At 71.9% G+C, this 15,282-nt stretch carries 18 protein-coding genes; 13 read left to right on the top strand and 5 right to left on the bottom strand.

The window, feature by feature from the left end; translation table 11 throughout:
• The first annotated feature begins 53 nt into the window (after positions 1-53).
• The 3 genes from ACTEI_RS03895 to ACTEI_RS03885 are packed head-to-tail and all read left to right on the top strand — an operon-like array spanning position 54 to position 1,555.
• On the top strand, positions 54-530 hold the full coding sequence (locus tag ACTEI_RS03895; RefSeq protein ID WP_122976383.1) for a glycine-rich domain-containing protein: 477 nt from the start codon (positions 54-56) through the stop codon (positions 528-530).
• A 15-nt stretch (positions 531-545) separates the two neighbouring features.
• Positions 546-1,331 (top strand): phosphotransferase, encoded by a 786-nt coding sequence (locus tag ACTEI_RS03890; protein WP_122976382.1) that lies wholly within the window; start codon positions 546-548, stop codon positions 1,329-1,331.
• Positions 1,332-1,333: 2 nt separating this feature from the next.
• Entirely contained in the window at positions 1,334-1,555 is a 222-nt protein-coding gene (locus ACTEI_RS03885; RefSeq protein WP_145830955.1) for a hypothetical protein, read from the top strand.
• Positions 1,556-1,763: 208 nt separating this feature from the next.
• On the opposite strand, the gene ACTEI_RS03880 is transcribed toward ACTEI_RS03885, so the two are convergent.
• Positions 1,764-2,321 (bottom strand): hypothetical protein, encoded by a 558-nt coding sequence (locus ACTEI_RS03880; protein ID WP_122976380.1) that lies wholly within the window; start codon positions 2,319-2,321, stop codon positions 1,764-1,766.
• 220 nt (positions 2,322-2,541) lie between these two features.
• Here ACTEI_RS03880 and ACTEI_RS03875 point away from each other — a divergent pair, with 220 nt between their 5' ends.
• Positions 2,542-2,910 (top strand): hypothetical protein, encoded by a 369-nt coding sequence (locus tag ACTEI_RS03875; RefSeq protein ID WP_122976379.1) that lies wholly within the window; start codon positions 2,542-2,544, stop codon positions 2,908-2,910.
• Positions 2,911-3,005: 95 nt separating this feature from the next.
• Here ACTEI_RS03875 and ACTEI_RS36705 read toward each other — a convergent pair whose 3' ends face one another.
• Complete coding sequence (locus ACTEI_RS36705; protein ID WP_164465824.1) at positions 3,006-3,176, bottom strand: hypothetical protein; 171 nt, start codon at positions 3,174-3,176, stop codon at positions 3,006-3,008.
• A 141-nt stretch (positions 3,177-3,317) separates the two neighbouring features.
• Here ACTEI_RS36705 and ACTEI_RS03870 point away from each other — a divergent pair, with 141 nt between their 5' ends.
• The 4 genes from ACTEI_RS03870 (at position 3,318) to ACTEI_RS03855 (ending at position 7,412) form a co-directional block, all read left to right on the top strand.
• On the top strand, positions 3,318-4,745 hold the full coding sequence (locus ACTEI_RS03870; RefSeq protein ID WP_187645920.1) for a CYTH and CHAD domain-containing protein: 1,428 nt from the start codon (positions 3,318-3,320) through the stop codon (positions 4,743-4,745).
• Between the two features lie 3 nt (positions 4,746-4,748).
• Entirely contained in the window at positions 4,749-5,708 is a 960-nt protein-coding gene (gene ppk2 / locus ACTEI_RS03865) for a polyphosphate kinase 2 (RefSeq protein WP_122976377.1), read from the top strand.
• A gap of 296 nt (positions 5,709-6,004) precedes the next feature.
• On the top strand, positions 6,005-6,898 hold the full coding sequence (locus tag ACTEI_RS03860; RefSeq protein WP_122976376.1) for a ribonuclease Z: 894 nt from the start codon (positions 6,005-6,007) through the stop codon (positions 6,896-6,898).
• 10 nt (positions 6,899-6,908) lie between these two features.
• Positions 6,909-7,412 (top strand): GNAT family N-acetyltransferase, encoded by a 504-nt coding sequence (locus ACTEI_RS03855; RefSeq protein WP_122976375.1) that lies wholly within the window; start codon positions 6,909-6,911, stop codon positions 7,410-7,412.
• Positions 7,413-7,733: 321 nt separating this feature from the next.
• On the opposite strand, the gene ACTEI_RS03850 is transcribed toward ACTEI_RS03855, so the two are convergent.
• Complete coding sequence (locus ACTEI_RS03850) at positions 7,734-8,027, bottom strand: hypothetical protein (protein WP_122976374.1); 294 nt, start codon at positions 8,025-8,027, stop codon at positions 7,734-7,736.
• Between the two features lie 200 nt (positions 8,028-8,227).
• On the opposite strand from ACTEI_RS03850, the gene ACTEI_RS03845 reads away from it, so the two are divergent.
• A complete protein-coding gene (locus tag ACTEI_RS03845; protein ID WP_122976373.1) occupies positions 8,228-9,157 on the top strand; it encodes a S1C family serine protease in 930 nt (309 codons plus the stop codon).
• A gap of 226 nt (positions 9,158-9,383) precedes the next feature.
• Here ACTEI_RS03845 and ACTEI_RS03840 read toward each other — a convergent pair whose 3' ends face one another.
• Positions 9,384-10,742 carry a cystathionine beta-synthase gene (locus ACTEI_RS03840; protein ID WP_122976372.1) on the bottom strand — a complete coding sequence of 453 codons (1,359 nt, stop codon included), beginning with the start codon at positions 10,740-10,742 and terminating at the stop codon, positions 9,384-9,386.
• A 3-nt stretch (positions 10,743-10,745) separates the two neighbouring features.
• Positions 10,746-11,090 (bottom strand): YkvA family protein, encoded by a 345-nt coding sequence (locus tag ACTEI_RS03835; RefSeq protein ID WP_122976371.1) that lies wholly within the window; start codon positions 11,088-11,090, stop codon positions 10,746-10,748.
• A 321-nt stretch (positions 11,091-11,411) separates the two neighbouring features.
• Here ACTEI_RS03835 and ACTEI_RS03830 point away from each other — a divergent pair, with 321 nt between their 5' ends.
• The 4 genes from ACTEI_RS03830 to ACTEI_RS03815 all read left to right on the top strand — a co-directional run bounded on the left by ACTEI_RS03830 (position 11,412) and on the right by ACTEI_RS03815 (position 15,240).
• Positions 11,412-12,416, top strand: a complete 1,005-nt coding sequence (locus ACTEI_RS03830; protein WP_122981900.1) for an SGNH/GDSL hydrolase family protein — start codon at positions 11,412-11,414, stop codon at positions 12,414-12,416.
• A gap of 134 nt (positions 12,417-12,550) precedes the next feature.
• Entirely contained in the window at positions 12,551-13,339 is a 789-nt protein-coding gene (locus ACTEI_RS03825; protein WP_122976370.1) for an SGNH/GDSL hydrolase family protein, read from the top strand.
• Positions 13,340-13,384: 45 nt separating this feature from the next.
• Entirely contained in the window at positions 13,385-14,629 is a 1,245-nt protein-coding gene (locus ACTEI_RS03820; RefSeq protein WP_122976369.1) for an acetyl-CoA C-acetyltransferase, read from the top strand.
• 89 nt (positions 14,630-14,718) lie between these two features.
• Positions 14,719-15,240 carry a GNAT family N-acetyltransferase gene (locus tag ACTEI_RS03815; RefSeq protein ID WP_122976368.1) on the top strand — a complete coding sequence of 174 codons (522 nt, stop codon included), beginning with the start codon at positions 14,719-14,721 and terminating at the stop codon, positions 15,238-15,240.
• Positions 15,241-15,282: the final 42 nt, after the last annotated feature.

Raw genomic sequence — 15,282 nt, 5'->3', positions numbered from 1 at the left:
GATTTCACCGGCGCATCAGGCGTCGGCGATCCATACACCCCCAAGGAGGAGTCGTGACGCTCACGACCGCACTGCCGGTTCAGGCCGACAAGGACCCGCAAGCCCTCGTCGACCCCGAGACCTTCGACAAGCTCGCCGAGTTCTTCGCCGCCCGCCAGGAGGTCACCAAGATCTACGCCCGGCGGGCCGTCGGACAGATGCTGCTCATGCTCAAGGCCCACGCCGACTCGCAGCACGACCCCGACTTCGGCCGGCTGCTGCCCGACGGCCGCTCGTACCGCGTCGTCCCGACCGAACCGGTCGACGCGGCCTGGCACGCGTCGTTGCAACACACCGAGGCGTACGCCGCCGCCTGTGAGCAGATCGGGGGAGGCTTCGTGCACCACGTGCCGATCCTGACCGAGGGCATGGCGGACGGCTCCTCGCTGGAGTACACCCGCCAGGCTCTCAAGGCGACCGGCTACTACATCGACCCCGCGTTCTGGGACGGCGAGGCGAAGTCCTGCTGCCCGCCGAACCCGGGCATCTGAAAGGCCACCTGACCGATGCGCACTGACTGGGCCACGCTGCCCGAGGCCGTCACGAAGGAAGTCGCCGACCGAGTCGGCGGTTTCCACATCTCGCCCGCCGCGACCGGTGACCATGCGGAGATAGCCGCAACCGTCACCGGGCCAACCGGGAAGGTGTTCCTCAAGGCGGCTCACTCTGACTTCGGGGTTCGGTCGTTGCGCTTCGAGCTGCGGGTGAGTGAGGCCGTTAGTGGGTCTCACTCACCCGCGGTCCGATGGCACTTCAAGGCGGCCGGCTGGCTGGTCGTGGGCTTCGAGCACTGCGACGGCCCGCACGCCGACCTGTCACCGGGCAGCCCCGACCTGGACCTTCTCGGGGAAGCGCTGGTCGCGCTGGGTAAGACTCAGGCGCCGGACGTGGGGCTGTTCAGCCCAAAGGGGCGGCTCGGGTTCGAGCACCCGGCGATGGACGGCGACAACCTCGTGCACACCGACCTCGGCCCGGCCAACCTCATCGTCACCCCGGACGGCCTGCGGATCGTTGACTGGGCGATGGCGACCAAGGCCGCACCGTGGGTCGAACTTGCCATCCTCGCCCAGTGGTTGATCGGCAGCGGCCACACGCCCGAGCAGGCTGAGCAGTGGCTGGCGCGGTTTCCCGCCTGGGGCGAGGTCGGTCCTGACGTCCTCGACGACTTCGCCTTCAAGAACGCCGCGAAGTGGGCAACGAAGGCCCAGCCGAACTCGCCAGCCTGGATGCACAACCTCGCGGACTGGACCGGCCAGTGGTCGACGTACCGGCGCACGCCTGAGAACACCTAACGATGGCTGCTCGCACAGCAACGGCGATGCGCCGGACGCCCGTCACGGGCAAGCACACATCGTTCGTCGGCTACGTCGCCCCGATTCCGGGCCACGAGAACGGATGGTGGCAATCATGGCTACCCGACGCGCCGCCCGAGCGCACGATCGGCACTCACCAGGACGAGGCACAGGCGGTCCGGTTCTTGCTGCAACTGGAACAGCACCGCCAGCGCACGGTGTAGGCCGGAAACGCCTTGCTTGACCACCCGGTTCGGCGGGCTCTTCCCCGTGGTGCCTGTCGGGCCGGGTCAGCTTCAGCCCGTCGCCGCTCGCTGTCTGCGGCAACCCAGTGGGCGGGTTGAGGGCGACCGTCCCCCGGCCGCAAAGAAGGCCCGGACTGGGCAGCATCGTGGCGCTGCCAGGTCCGGGCCTTCCTGTGTATCGAGATGGTCAGTTCGACCAGGCCTTTGCCCAGTCGAACTCGACACGCGGATCGATAGCGCCCCACGGATTCGCACGGGTCGGTCGTCCGCCCTTCGCGGCTGCGCGGGAGACGGTCATCCGGTCGATGAACAGCCCGACGAACTCGCGGCGCTCCGTGATTGGCGCGGTGTCCCACCATGAACCCTCGTCGCCGTACTCGCTGGAGGTCCAGCCGGTCAACGGGATGGTGGCCGTCATCGCCTTGTTGAGCGCCTCCAACGATGCCGTGAGGTCGTCGACCCGGGCACCGGTCGCGGTCACCTGACGTTCCAACACGAGGGCGGCGGCACCCTTGGCCGTCGCCAGGGTCTCTCCCAGCCGCTCCAGCGAGGCAGTCGCCTCGGCCAACTCAGCGGCCACCGTCGCGCGCTGGGCGGCGGTAGCCGGGTCGCTGTGCGCCACGGCGTACCGGCGCGTGGCTTCAGCGAGGATGGCCCCAACCTCGGTGTCTTCCAGGTCTTCCGGATCGAAGCTCTCGATCATTCGCCCGATCCGGAATCGGACGAAGGCGTCCAGCGTCGACATCGAGACCGTGCAGGAGTGCCGCCCGGCAGGCGCCGAACGGGCTGAGCTGCCCGATCGGGGTCGCGAGGACAGAGGCCTGATCCCCTTGCGCCGCCGCGCCGGATCCGCCCGGCGCGGCGCGCGCCGGGCCGGGCACGCCGTTCACGCCGACGAGGGTAAAAAATCGACATGTCCCGAAATCCCGCTCACACTCGAAAGTGAGACACGCGGGAGGTGGATCATGTCACCGAGTTTTCCCAACGAGCCACGCTATGCCGGTCTCGACGACCAGCGATTCCGTAATCCCGACGAGCGCGCCGCCTGGGCCCAGGCGGAGGCCATGCTCCAGCAGGCTCGGACCATGATGCGCGAGGCGGAGAACGCGCTGGACACCTGGAAGACCGGCAAGGAGATGAACCGGCTGCGCTGTGAGCGCCGGGGCATCGACGCCACCGACGCGGAGATCCGCTGGTCGGCGTCCACGACCGCGAAGAACGCGATCACCAACAACAGCTTCTACGTGTCGCTGGCCAGCATGTATTTCGGCGCCGCGTCGGCGAACTACTCCCGGGCGCTCTATCTGCGCAGCCGGGGCGCCGCCCGGATCTGACCGCGCGCCGTCCACGCCCTCCGAAGACGACCGCGTGCCGCACCGGCACCACTCGGCCGCCGCCGGGGTCCGAGGCGCGCGGGGGGCCGGTGGCCTCAGCGGTCGGGCTGCGGCACGTCCTGCTCGGCGACCGGGGTGGCATCCGGCCGCGGCGGCGCGGCCTGCACCGGCCCGGCCGGGGCCGCCAGGGCCAACCCGAGCACCGCACCGGCCCCGATCAGGCGCAGACCGGCGAGCGACACCGGGCGGCGTTCCGCTTTCTCCATGCGCTACTCCTCTGACCTCGCCATGCGCGACCTGGAACTTCGCCGCGCGCGGACCCACGAACCGTGGGTCGGCCACCACCATGCCAGCGGAAGCTGAGACATCGCTGTGTCAAATTCATGCAGACGGGCACCATTGACTGCGTGGAGACCGCCACCGAGACCGAACGCAAGTACGACGTTCCCGACACCTTCGAGCTTCCGGACCTGACCGGTGCGGCGGGCATCGCCCGCGTCGACGGCGCCGAGACGCACGATCTCGACGCCACCTACTTCGACACCGACGATCTCCGGTTGATGAGAAACCGCCGGACTCTCCGGCGGCGATCCGGCGGGCACGACGCCGGCTGGCACCTCAAGACGCCCGGCGACGGCGACGGCCGCCGGGAGCACCGGATGCCCGGCGACTCCGACGACGTCCCGGACGAACTGCGCGCCCTGGTCCGGGCCATCGTGCGGCGCCGCCCGCTGACGCCGGTGGCCCGGCTGCACACGCACCGGGTGGAGACCCCGCTGCGCGACGCGGGCGGCCGCACCCTGGCGCTCATCGCGCAGGACCGGGTCCGCGCCGAGGCCGGCGACGACCGCAGCACCTGGTGCGAGATCGAGGTCGAACTCGTCGACGGCGATGCCAAGGTGCTCGATACGGTCGAGAAAGCCCTGCTCAAGGCGGGCGCGCGCCCGGCCGCGGGGCCCTCCAAGGTGGCCCGTGCGCTGGCCGGCCGGCTCGCCGGCAAGCCGGCGAAAGGCCGGGTCCACCCCATTTCCCGGTACGCCCGTGAGCAGCGCGACGCGATCACCGAGCAGGATCCGGCGGCCCGGCGCGGCGACCCCGCGGCGGTGCACCGGATGCGCGTCGCCACCCGGCGGCTGCGCAGCACCCTGAAGAGCTTCCGGCGCTGGTTCCCGGGGCCGGACACCCCCGCGCTCGGAGAGGACCTGCGCTGGCTGGCGGGTGTGCTCGGCGCGGTCCGCGACCCGCAGGTGCTGGAGGGCAAGCTGCTGTCCGGCCTGGCGGACTCCGGTCCCGAGTTCGAGGCGGCCGGGCAGCGGATCCGGGCCGCCCTGGAGCAGCGGGTGGCGAAGGGCCGCGAGGAGCTGGCCGCCGCGCTCGACTCGGACCGCTACCTGGACCTGCTGGACCGGATCGACGCGCTGGTCGACTCCCCGCTGCCGGACGCCGGCGACCCGGCGAAGCAGGTCCGCAAGGTGCTCGGCAAGGCGGACCGGCGGCTGGACGCGGCGCTGGCCGGCGGCGTCGACGAGGAGCTGCACGCGGCCCGCAAGAAGTACAAGCAGGCCCGGTACGCGGTCGAGCTGATCGCCCCGGCGGCCGGCAAGCCGGCCAAGCGGCTGGTCGAGACGCTCACCGACCTGCAGGACGGGCTGGGCGCGCACCAGGACTCGACCATCGCCCGCCAGACGCTGCGCGAGATCGGGCCGGACGATTTCCATTTCGGCGTGCTGTACGGGCGGCAGGAGGCCGTGGGTAAGGAGACTCTGGCCGCGGTCCCCCCGCTGGTGCGGGCGTCCCGGCGCAAGAAGGTCCGTCGATGGCTGGTGAAGGCGTGAGACATGAGCACTGAGGTGGAGTCCCCGTCCGAGTACGACGAGTCGGTGACCGCGCCCTACGCGGGGCCGATCGCGGAGCTGACGGGGTACCGGGTGGTGGACGACGAGGACGACGATCCGAAGCTGATGAAGGCGGACGGCTCCCCCGTCGACACCTGGCGCGAGGACTATCCGTACGACGAGCGCATGGACCGCGCCGAGTACGACCATCACAAGCGGCTGCTGCAGATCGAGCTGCTGAAGCTGCAGAACTGGTGCAAGGACACCGGGGAGCGGCTGGTGATCCTGTTCGAGGGCCGGGACGCGGCCGGCAAGGGCGGCACGATCAAGCGGTTCATGGAGCACCTCAACCCGCGGGGCGCCTCGGTCGTCGCGCTGGAGAAGCCGAACGAGCGGGAGAGCACCCAGTGGTACTACCAGCGGTACATCAAGCATCTGCCGTCCGCCGGTGAGATCGTGCTGTTCGACCGGTCCTGGTACAACCGGGCCGGCGTGGAGCGGGTGATGGGCTTCTGCACCCGGCAGGAGTACCTGGAGTTCATGCGGCAGACCCCGGAGCTGGAGCGGATGCTGGTGCGCTCCGGCATCCACCTGGTCAAGTTCTGGTTCTCGGTGTCCAAGGGTGAGCAGCGCACCCGGTTCGCCATCCGCCAGGTCGACCCGGTGCGCCAGTGGAAGCTGTCGCCGATGGACCTGGAGTCGCTCGACAAGTGGGACGACTACACCGAGGCCAAGGAGGCGATGTTCTTCTACACCGACACCGCCGACGCGCCCTGGACCGTGGTGAAGAGCAACGACAAGAAGCGGGCCCGGCTGGAGGCGATGCGCCACGTGCTGCACCGCTTCGACTACGACGGCAAGGATACGGCGGTGGTCGGCACCCCGGACCCGAAGCTGGTGGGCGGCGCCTCACTGGTGGTGGAAGGAACCGAAATGTCGCCCCGGGTATTCCCGCGCCTGTAGTGATTCAAAAAGCGTTGGCAGGGCCGCCTCCGGGTGGCTAACGTGGCCGTACACGTGAAGGGAGGTGGTCCGAAGTTGTATAGCAACGGGACTCGTGAGGTGGCTGTCCGCTAGCCGCTGTCCTCGACAGCTAGAACTTCTGTTACAGCGTTGAGGCCGTGTGGCAGCGGCTTTGGCGAATACCAGACAGCCACCCGACCCCCGGGGATCCGGCCTTGTCCGACCGGACCACGTTCGCGTTCGCGCGGCGCGGAAGTCCCCGGGGGTCGCTTCATATCTCCCGGGAGCCCCCTGCCGTGCGTGAGCTCGTCGTCCTCGGCACCGCCAGCCAGGTGCCGACCCGGCACCGCAACCACAACGGCTACCTGCTCCGCTTCGACGACGAGGTGATCCTCTTCGACCCGGGCGAGGGCACCCAGCGGCAGATGCTGCTGGCCGGCCTCGCGGTCACCCCGCTCACCCGGATCTGCATCACCCATTTCCACGGCGACCACAGCCTCGGGCTGCCCGGCGTCCTGCAGCGCATCTCGCTGGACCGGGTGCCGCATCCGGTGCCGGTCCACTACCCGGCCGGTGGCCAGGAGTTCTACGACCGGCTGCGATACGCCACCAGCTACTGGGACAACGCCGACATCGTGCCGTCCCCGGTCGGCGCGGCGTTCGTCGCGGAGACGTCGGCCGGGCGCCTCACGGCCCTGCCGCTGCGGCATTCCATCGAAACGTACGGCTACCGCCTGACCGAGCCCGACTCACGCCGGATGCTGCCCGAGCGGCTCGCCGCGCACGGGATCAGCGGCCCGGCCGTCGGCGAGCTGCAGCGCACCGGCCGGTCCGGCGACGTGACGCTGGAGCAGGTGAGCGCCGCCCGGCCCGGGCAGAGCATGGCGTTCGTGATGGACACCGGCCTGTGCGACAACGTGTTCGCCCTGGCCGACGGCGTGGACGTGCTGGTCATCGAGTCGACGTTCCGGGCCGAGGACGCCGCGCTGGCCGCCCAGGTGGGGCACCTGACGGCCGGTCAGGCCGCCGCGGTGGCCCGGCAGTGCGGCGTACGCCAGCTGGTGTTGACCCACTTCTCCCAGCGCTACCCGGACCCGTCCGGCTTCCTCGACGAGGCCCGCCGGGAGTTCGACGGCCCGATCGTGATCGCCGAGGATCTGCTGCGTGTGCCGTTCCCGGCCCGGCGCTAGCGTCGAAGCCATGACTGTTCTGCTGCGACCCGCCGCCGCGACCGATCAGGCCGGCGTCGGTGTGCTGCACCACCGGTCGCGGGCCGACGCCTACGCGCACCTGGTGCCCGCCGGCACGTTCCCGGAGCACGGCCACGAGCCGCTCGCCGAGTGGTGGGCGGAGCGGTTCCGCTGGGAACGCGACACGCACCGGATGACCGTCGCCGAGGTCGGCGGCGAGCTGGCCGGATTCACCTACACCGGCCCGAGCGAGACCCCCGGGGCCGCCGAGCTGTACGCCATCCACGTCGCCCCGGAGCGGGTGGGCACCGGCGTCGGCCGCCGGCTGATGATGCACGCGCTGGCCGAACTGCCCGCTTTCGGCGGCGACCGTGCGGTGCTCTGGGTGCTGTCCGGCAACCGGGTCGCTCGCCGGTTCTACGAGCACGGCGGCTGGGCGGCGGACGGCGGGACCCGGGTGGCCCCGATCAACGACACCCCGCTGCCCCAGCTGCGGTACACCCACCCGCTGTAGACGGCGAGATGCCCGCCGTGGGGGACGACGGGCATCTGCACCTCTCGCTGGTTGAGCGGGAACGCGTGACCGAGTGAATGCGGGGGAACCTGTGGTCACGCGCTCCCGCCAACCGCCCCGCGGCGAACCGGTGCGCCTGGCCGGAGGCGCGGACCGGCGGAGGCGTGCCGGTCATGTCCGGTTCGCATGCGGGCTTGGGCGCGGGAACACCGGAGCGCTGGCGGGGCGCCCCGGCGTCACCGCCGGGAGACGTACGCCGGGCCGGAAGCCAGGGCCTGCCGGGGGACGGTCAAGCTCGTCGGCGACGTCCGAGTCGTGGGGTCAGTCGTCGTACCTCCGCTGGTTGTGGTTGCGCACGGCCCGGGCGCGGTCGGTCATCGCGGCCGGCAGGCTGTTCAGGTCGTGCCGCACGGTCCAGACCTCACGCCAGGGCCGGCGGGACACCGCGTCGGCGCGTTCCGCCAGCCGGCGCGCCGAGCAGGGCCAGCGCCAGCCGCACCGGACACATCGGCCGTCCCGGCCGGTCGCCAGGTGGCGGCCCAGCATCTGCTGCGCGTCCTGCCACAGCAGGCGATCCACGATGTCGGCTGGTGCCGCCTCGTCGACGTCGACCATTCCCTACCCCTTCGTCCGGGAGTGGCTCACAGCTCCGTCTCGACACATACAACCGCACTCGACCATCGTCCGGTCGGACTCAGTGTGCGATTGTGGCGACTATCCGTAACCGACGATGCCCGCTGTGCCTGCGTCCGGCGTTCGCCCTGGGCGGACGGGCCGCGGGCATCGATGTCGGCGGGCCGGGCGTTGACCGGGACATGAGCACCGAAGAATCCGAGGCGCTCGATGCCTACAGCCGCATCGTCACCGGTGTGGCCGGCCGCCTCCTGCCCTCGGTGGCGGCCCTCTCGATCCGTTCCCCGCGCGGTGGCGCCGGCTCCGCGGTCACCTTCACCGACGACGGGTTCCTGCTGACCAACGCGCACGTGGTGGCCGGCGCCACCACCGGCTCGGCCGCGTTCGCCGACGGCACGGAAACGCCGTTCGACGTGGTCGGCGCCGACCCGCTCTCCGACCTCGCGGTGGTCCGGGTGCACCGTCCCGGCGCGCCGGCCGCCCCGCTGGGCGACGCCGACGACCTGCGGATCGGTCAGCTCGTGGTCGCGGTGGGCAATCCGATGGGCCTGGCCGGTTCGGTCACCGCCGGTGTGGTGTCCGGGCTGGGCCGCTCACTGCCGGCCCGGGACGGCCGCCGGGTCCGGATCATCGACAACGTCATCCAGACCGACGCCGCGCTGAACCCGGGCAACTCCGGTGGCGCGCTGGCCGACTCCGCGGGCCGGGTGGTCGGGGTGAACACCGCGGTCGCCGGGTACGGCCTCGGCCTGGCCGTGCCGGTCAACGACACCACCCGCTCGATCATCGGTGAGCTAGTCGCCACCGGCCGGGTACGCCGGGCCTGGCTGGGCGTGGCCGGCGTCCCGGTCCCGCTGCCACCGCACCTGGCCGAGCGGCTGGGCCAGCGGCAGGGGCTACGGGTGGTCGAGGTGGTGCCGGGCAGCCCGGCCGGCCTCGCCGGGATCTACCTCGGCGACGTGCTGGTCACCGCCGCGGGACGGCCGGTGCAGTCGGTCCAGGCCCTGCAACGGCTGATGCTGGGCCCGGCGATCGGCGCCGACCTGTCGATCACCCTGCTGCGCCGCAACGCCCTGGTGGACGTCCTCACCACTCCCACCGAACTGACCTGACGCACTCCCGCCAACCGCAGGACCCGCGGTCGCCGCCGCGCGGGATCGGCACGTCGACCGGGCCGCGCGCCCGACAACGCAACTCCCACCAACCCCGAGACCCACGATTCGCCGCCGCCGGGACGGCAGCCGGTTCCCGCCGCCCGCGGGCTGTGCGGGCAGCGGGAAACCGACTGCCGTCCCGGCGGTCACCAGGCGGATCGCCGCGGAGCGAAGCGGCGCCGAACTAGCTCAGATGGGCCAGCAGGTCCTGCCGGGTGAGCACGCCGGCCGGCTTGCCGTCGACCAGCACCATCGCCGCGTCGCCCTTCTCCAGCAGCGCGACCGCCTCGCTCACCGGCTCCCCGCCACCGATCATCGGCAGCGGTTCGCCCATGTGCCGCTCGATCGTGTCGTGCAGGTGCGCCTGCCCGGTGAAGAGCGCGTCGAGCAGCGTCTTCTCCGAGATCGAGCCGGCCACCTCGCCGGTCACCACGGGCGGCTCGGCCTTGAGGACCGGGAGCTGGCTGACCCCGTACTCGCGCATGTAGTCGATCGCGTCGCGGACCGTCTCGGTCGGGTGCACGTGCACCAGCGGCGGGATCTCGGCGCCCTTGGCCGCGAGCGCGTCCGCCACGGTCGGGGCGTCGCCGGGGGTACGCAGGAAGCCGTACCGGGCCATCCACCTGTCGTTGAAGATCTTCGAGAGGTAGCCACGCCCGCCGTCCGGCAGCAGCACCACGATGACGTCGTCCGGTCCGGCCTTGCGGGCCACCTCCAGCGCGGCCACCACGGCCATCCCGCACGAGCCACCGACCAGCAGGCCCTCCTCACGGGCCAGACGGCGGGTCATCTCGAACGAGTCCGAGTCGCTCACCTTGATCACCTCGTCGGTGACCTGCCGGTCGTACGCGGTCGGCCAGAAGTCCTCGCCGACGCCCTCGACCAGGTACGGCCGCCCGGTGCCCCCGGAGTACACCGAGCCCTCCGGGTCGGCGCCGATCACCCGTACGTCGCCGCGTTCCTTCAGGTAGCGGCCGACGCCGGTGATCGTCCCGCCGGTGCCGACGCCCGTCACGAAGTGGGTGATCCGGCCGTCGGTCTGCTCCCAGATCTCCGGACCGGTCTGCTCGTAGTGCGAGCGCGGGTTCGCCGGGTTGCTGTACTGGTCGGGTTTCCAGGCCCCGGGAATGTCCCGGGTCAGCTGGTCGGACACGTTGTAGTAGGAACGCGGGTCCTCCGGCGCGACGGCGGTCGGGCAGACCACCACCTCGGCGCCGTACGCCCGCAGGACGTTCTGCTTGTCCTCGCTGACCTTGTCAGGGCAGACGAAGACGCACTTGTAACCCCGCTGCTGCGCGACCAGGGCGAGACCGACGCCGGTGTTGCCGCTGGTCGGTTCGACGATGGTGCCGCCGGGCTTGAGCAGGCCGGCCTCTTCGGCGTCCTGCACCATCCGCAGCGCGATCCGGTCCTTGACCGAGCCGCCGGGGTTCATGTACTCGACCTTGGCCAGCACGGTGGCGCTGATGCCCTCGGTCACGCTGTTGAGCCGGACCAGCGGAGTGTTCCCGATGATCTCGACCACGTTGTCGTAATAGCGCACGCTTCAGCGTACGACGACGTGCTTCGTGACTCGCTCCCACTCCAGGAAACGCTCGGTCTCGCTGAGCACCGTGCCGGCCAGCCAGGTTATCGCGACCGCGTCGTCGACCAGGCCGAACACCCAGAGGAAGGCTTCCGGTACGGCGTCGATCGGGGACAGCACGTAGGCCGTGGCGGCGGCCATCAGGGCGACCCGCATGCCGCCGTCGTACTCCCGCCTGGCGGTGGCCTTGAGCATCCGTGGGATCGCCGCCAGCCGTCGGCCGAGCGAGGGCCCGCCCCGGGCGCCGGCCATCAGGGCCCGGCCGAGCGCGGTGAAGGCCGCCGTACGTTTCAGAGTTCTGGCCATCTCTGTTCCCCTTTCCGCAACTACAGCATGACCGGGGTGCGCCATGATTGCCTCTCGCCCGCGCGAGCTAGCCTCGAATCCCGACGCCAGGCGCCGATCTTGGCCTGCCGGATGGTTCTCCCGACCGGAGAGCGGACGCCGAGCCCGGATGGTTCCCTTCGGAGGACAGCGAGGGAGACTGTGAACACCACTGTCATCAACAGCGGCGCTCTCACCGGCGCCACCCACGTCCGGTCCCGCGCGCCCGGCGCGGAAGACCGGCAGCGCCTCCGGCTCCGCACGCTCAGCGCGGAAGACCGGCAGCGCCTCCGGCTCCGCACGCTGAGCGCGGAGGACTGGCAGCGCATCCGGACCGCCGGGCGGATCGCCGGTCAGGTGACCGGCGCGCTCGCCGGCGTGACCGCGCTCTCGGCCGGGCTGCTGCTGCGGCAGGCCGCCGACGCGCGCCGGATCATCCCGATGGCCGAGGCGCCCCCGCCCCGCGGCGACGGCGTCTACGGCGCGAAGTTCCCCGGCCGGCCACTGAGCCTGGTGGTCCTGGGCGACTCGTCCGCCGCGGGATACGGCGTGCACCGGCCCCGGGAGACCCCCGGCGCGCTCTTCGCCACCGGCATCTCCCGCCGCCTGCGCCGTCCGGTGCGGCTGCACCGGGCGGCCGTGGTCGGCTGCGTCTCGTCCGGCCTGCCCTGGCAGGTCGACGCCGCCCTGGAACACCGACCGGACCTGGCCATCATCCTGATCGGCGGCAACGACGTCACGCACGTCTCGGCCCGGGCCGAGGCGGTCCGGCACCTGGGCGACGCGGTGCGCCGGCTGCGCGAGGCCGGCTGCCGGGTCGTCGTCGGCACCTGCCCGGACATCGGCGCGATCCAGCCGATCAAACCGCCGCTGCGCTGGCTGGCCCGGCGCTGGAGCCGGCAGCTCGCCGCCGCGCAGACCGTCGCGGTGGTCGCCGCCGGCGGGCGTACGGTTTCGCTCGGTAACCTGCTCGGCCCGATGTTCGAGGCGGATCCGGCCCGGATGTTCAGCTCCGACCGTTTCCACCCGTCCGCGGAGGGGTACGCACGGGCTGCAGCCGTGATGATGCCGACGGTGATGGCTGCCCTGGGTGAGGACGATCGGCCCGCGGTGCCGATCGCCGACGGCGTGCGGAGCCTGCCGGAGGCGGCCGACGAGGCGGTCCGGGCACCGGGCACCGAGGTCAGTCCGGTCCGCAGCGGCGCGCGGTGGGCACAGTTGCGCCGGCACCCCTGGTTCGGCGAGACGCGACACTGGTTCGGTTCCGGGACGGGCAGCGCGCCGAGCGCGGTCCGGTCCACGGGCTGACCGGCCCGGACACCGGGTCCGTCCGGGCCGCGGGGGCGCGTGCGGTGCACGGCGGCGGCGCGGCGCATGCGCCCCGGGCCGTAGGGTAGACCAAGAAGGATCATCGAAGTCGGCGGAACGCAGGGAGGCGGGACATGGCTGGGCTGCCGGAACGACTGACCAAGGCCGCGGCCACGAGCCTGCTCGCCGGCGCGCTGGGTGGCGCCGCCCTGCTCGCCGGTGAGGTGCTGGCCGCCAAGGCACGCCGCTACGCCAAACCCACCATGGGCCTGGCCCTGCGCACGTCGATGGGACCGGCGAGCGCCCCGCCGCTGCGGCTGGTCCTGCTGGGCGACTCGGCCGCGGTCGGCGTCGGGGTGGAGTGGCTCTCCGACACCGTCGGTGGCCAGCTCGCCCGGCTGGTCGCCGAGGGCACCCCGGAGACCGGCCCACGGCACGTGCTGCTGTCCAGCGTCGGCGTCGCCGGGTCCCGCTCCACCGACCTGGCCACCCAGGTGGCGCGGGCGCTGCTGGGCACCAAGCCGGACGTGGCGGTGGTGCTGATCGGGTCGTACGACGCGACCTCGATCCGCAACCCGGAGGAGGCGGCCGCCCACCTCGGCCAGGCCGTCCGCCGGCTGCGCGCGGCCGGCGTCCAGGTGGTCGTCGGGACCTGCCCCGACCTGGGCGCGATGCGCTCGATGGCGCCGCCGCTGCGGCAGATCGCCGGGCTGCTCGGCCGCCGGATCGCCAAGGCGCAGGCCCGGGCGGTCGCCGAGGCCGGCGGCGCGGTGGTCGACCTGGCGGCGGAGACCGGCGCGGTGTTCCGGGCCGACGCCGGGACGCTGTGTTACGACGGTTTCCACCCGTCGGCCGACGGCTACCGCGTCTGGGCGCACGCCCTCTATCCGGCGGTGGCCCGCGCGGCGATGACCGGCGTGTGACAAATCGAGACTTCCGACCATGTTACCCGTGAGTAAACTGGGGTCATGCCGGAAGCTGTCATCGTCGCCACTGCCCGCTCCCCGATCGGCCGCGCCCACAAGGGCTCGCTGAAGGACCTACGCCCCGACGACCTCGCCGCCACCATCGTCGACGCCGTGCTCGACAAGGTGCCCCAGCTCGACCGCACCCTGATCGAGGACCTCTACCTCGGTTGTGGCCTGCCCGGCGGTGAGCAGGGCTTCAACATGGGCCGCGTGGTCGCCACGAAGCTCGGGCTGGACGGCCTGCCGGCCGCCACCATCACCCGGTACTGCTCGTCGTCGCTGCAGACCACCCGGATGGCGTTCCACGCGATCAAGGCCGGTGAGGGCGACATCTTCATCTCGGCCGGTGTGGAGACCGTGTCCCGGTTCGCCCGGGGCAGCTCCGACGGCCTGCCCTCGGAGGCGGCCGACAAGGTCGGCGGCGGCTGGGAGAACCCGTACTTCGCCGACGCGCGCTCGCGCACCGCGTCGTACGCCGAGGGCGGCAAGGTCTGGCACGACCCCCGCGAGGACGGGCTGGCCCCGGACATCTACATCGCGATGGGCCAGACCGCGGAGAACCTCGCCCAGCTCAAGAACGTCTCCCGCCAGGAGATGGACGAATTCGGCGTACGGTCGCAGAACCTCGCCGAGAAGGCCATCGCCGACGGCTTCTGGGAGCGCGAGATCACCCCGGTCACCCTGCCCGACGGCACCGTGGTGGCCAAGGACGACGGCCCCCGGCCGGGCGTCACCATCGAGGCGGTCTCCGAGCTCAAGCCGGTCTTCCGCCCCGACGGCCGGGTCACCGCCGGCAACTGCTGCCCGCTCAACGACGGCGCCGCCGCCCTGGTGATCATGAGCGACACCAAGGCCCGGGAGCTCGGCATCACGCCGCTGGCCCGGATCGTCTCCACCGGCGTCACCGCGCTCTCCCCGGAAATCATGGGTTACGGCCCGGTCGAGGCGTCCCGGCAGGCGCTCAAGCGCGCCGGCATGACCATCGACGACGTCGACCTGGTGGAGATCAACGAGGCATTCGCGGCCCAGGTCATCCCGTCGTACAAGGACCTGGGCATCCCGCTGGAGAAGCTGAACGTGAACGGCGGCGCGATCGCCGTCGGCCACCCCTTCGGCATGACCGGCGCCCGCATCACCGGCACGCTGATCAACTCGCTGGACTGGCACGACAAGTCGATCGGCCTGGAGACCATGTGCGTCGGTGGCGGCCAGGGCATGGCGCTGATCATCGAGCGGCTGAGCTGACCGTCCACCGCTGAGACGGGCCCGGCTCTTCCCCCCGGCCGGGCCCGTCACCCTCCCACCACCGGCCGCCCGGCGCCTAGGCTGGACGGATGCCCTCGACGGTCCGGCCGGTCGATCCGGACGATTCCCGCTTCGGCGAGCTGGCGGACCTGTTCGACGCCTACCGCAGGCACTACGGCGAGCCGGGCGACGCCCCACGTACCGCCGCGTGGCTGCGCGAGCAACTACGAACGCAGCGGCTGCGGGCCGCCGCGGCGATCCACACCCCGGCGGATCGGGTAGCCGCGTACCACGGCTCCACCGGCGCAACGGTCATCGGCTTCGTCACCACCGCGGTGCTGCCGGCCTCGCTGCGCCTGGAGACCTTCTGGCTGGTCCGCGACCTGTTCGTCGCACCCGGCCACCGCCGCGTCGGCGTCGCCCGCGCCCTGCTCGACCATGCCGTCACCCGGGCCCGCTCGGCGGGCGCGCTGCGCCTGACCCTGCAGACCGAACCGCAGAACCTTGCCGCCCTGGCCCTCTACACCTCAGCCGGCTTCCGGCCGGTGGACGGCGTGACCAGCCTCAGCCTGCCTCTCCCCGGCCCGCACCCACCGCCTTCGGGCGGATGATATCGACCGCGGCGGGGTGGAACGAGGGACGGCCGCACGGAC

Origin of the sequence: Actinoplanes teichomyceticus ATCC 31121 (assembly GCF_003711105.1) — a bacterium.
Lineage (GTDB): Bacteria > Actinomycetota > Actinomycetes > Mycobacteriales > Micromonosporaceae > Actinoplanes > Actinoplanes teichomyceticus.
This window is presented reverse-complemented; position numbering and strand designations above follow the sequence as displayed.

Coding starts and splice junctions, on each gene's coding strand:
- ACTEI_RS03815 (WP_122976368.1), top strand. CDS start 14,719: ATGCCCTCGACGGTCCGGCCGGTCGATCCGGACGATTCCCGCTTCGGC.
- ACTEI_RS03835 (WP_122976371.1), bottom strand. CDS start 11,090: ATGGCCAGAACTCTGAAACGTACGGCGGCCTTCACCGCGCTCGGCCGG.
- ACTEI_RS36705 (WP_164465824.1), bottom strand. CDS start 3,176: ATGGAGAAAGCGGAACGCCGCCCGGTGTCGCTCGCCGGTCTGCGCCTG.
- ACTEI_RS03825 (WP_122976370.1), top strand. CDS start 12,551: ATGGCTGGGCTGCCGGAACGACTGACCAAGGCCGCGGCCACGAGCCTG.
- ACTEI_RS03885 (WP_145830955.1), top strand. CDS start 1,334: ATGGCTGCTCGCACAGCAACGGCGATGCGCCGGACGCCCGTCACGGGC.
- ACTEI_RS03855 (WP_122976375.1), top strand. CDS start 6,909: ATGACTGTTCTGCTGCGACCCGCCGCCGCGACCGATCAGGCCGGCGTC.
- ACTEI_RS03890 (WP_122976382.1), top strand. CDS start 546: ATGCGCACTGACTGGGCCACGCTGCCCGAGGCCGTCACGAAGGAAGTC.
- ACTEI_RS03880 (WP_122976380.1), bottom strand. CDS start 2,321: ATGTCGACGCTGGACGCCTTCGTCCGATTCCGGATCGGGCGAATGATC.
- ppk2 (WP_122976377.1), top strand. CDS start 4,749: ATGAGCACTGAGGTGGAGTCCCCGTCCGAGTACGACGAGTCGGTGACC.
- ACTEI_RS03845 (WP_122976373.1), top strand. CDS start 8,228: ATGAGCACCGAAGAATCCGAGGCGCTCGATGCCTACAGCCGCATCGTC.
- ACTEI_RS03850 (WP_122976374.1), bottom strand. CDS start 8,027: ATGGTCGACGTCGACGAGGCGGCACCAGCCGACATCGTGGATCGCCTG.
- ACTEI_RS03820 (WP_122976369.1), top strand. CDS start 13,385: ATGCCGGAAGCTGTCATCGTCGCCACTGCCCGCTCCCCGATCGGCCGC.
- ACTEI_RS03875 (WP_122976379.1), top strand. CDS start 2,542: ATGTCACCGAGTTTTCCCAACGAGCCACGCTATGCCGGTCTCGACGAC.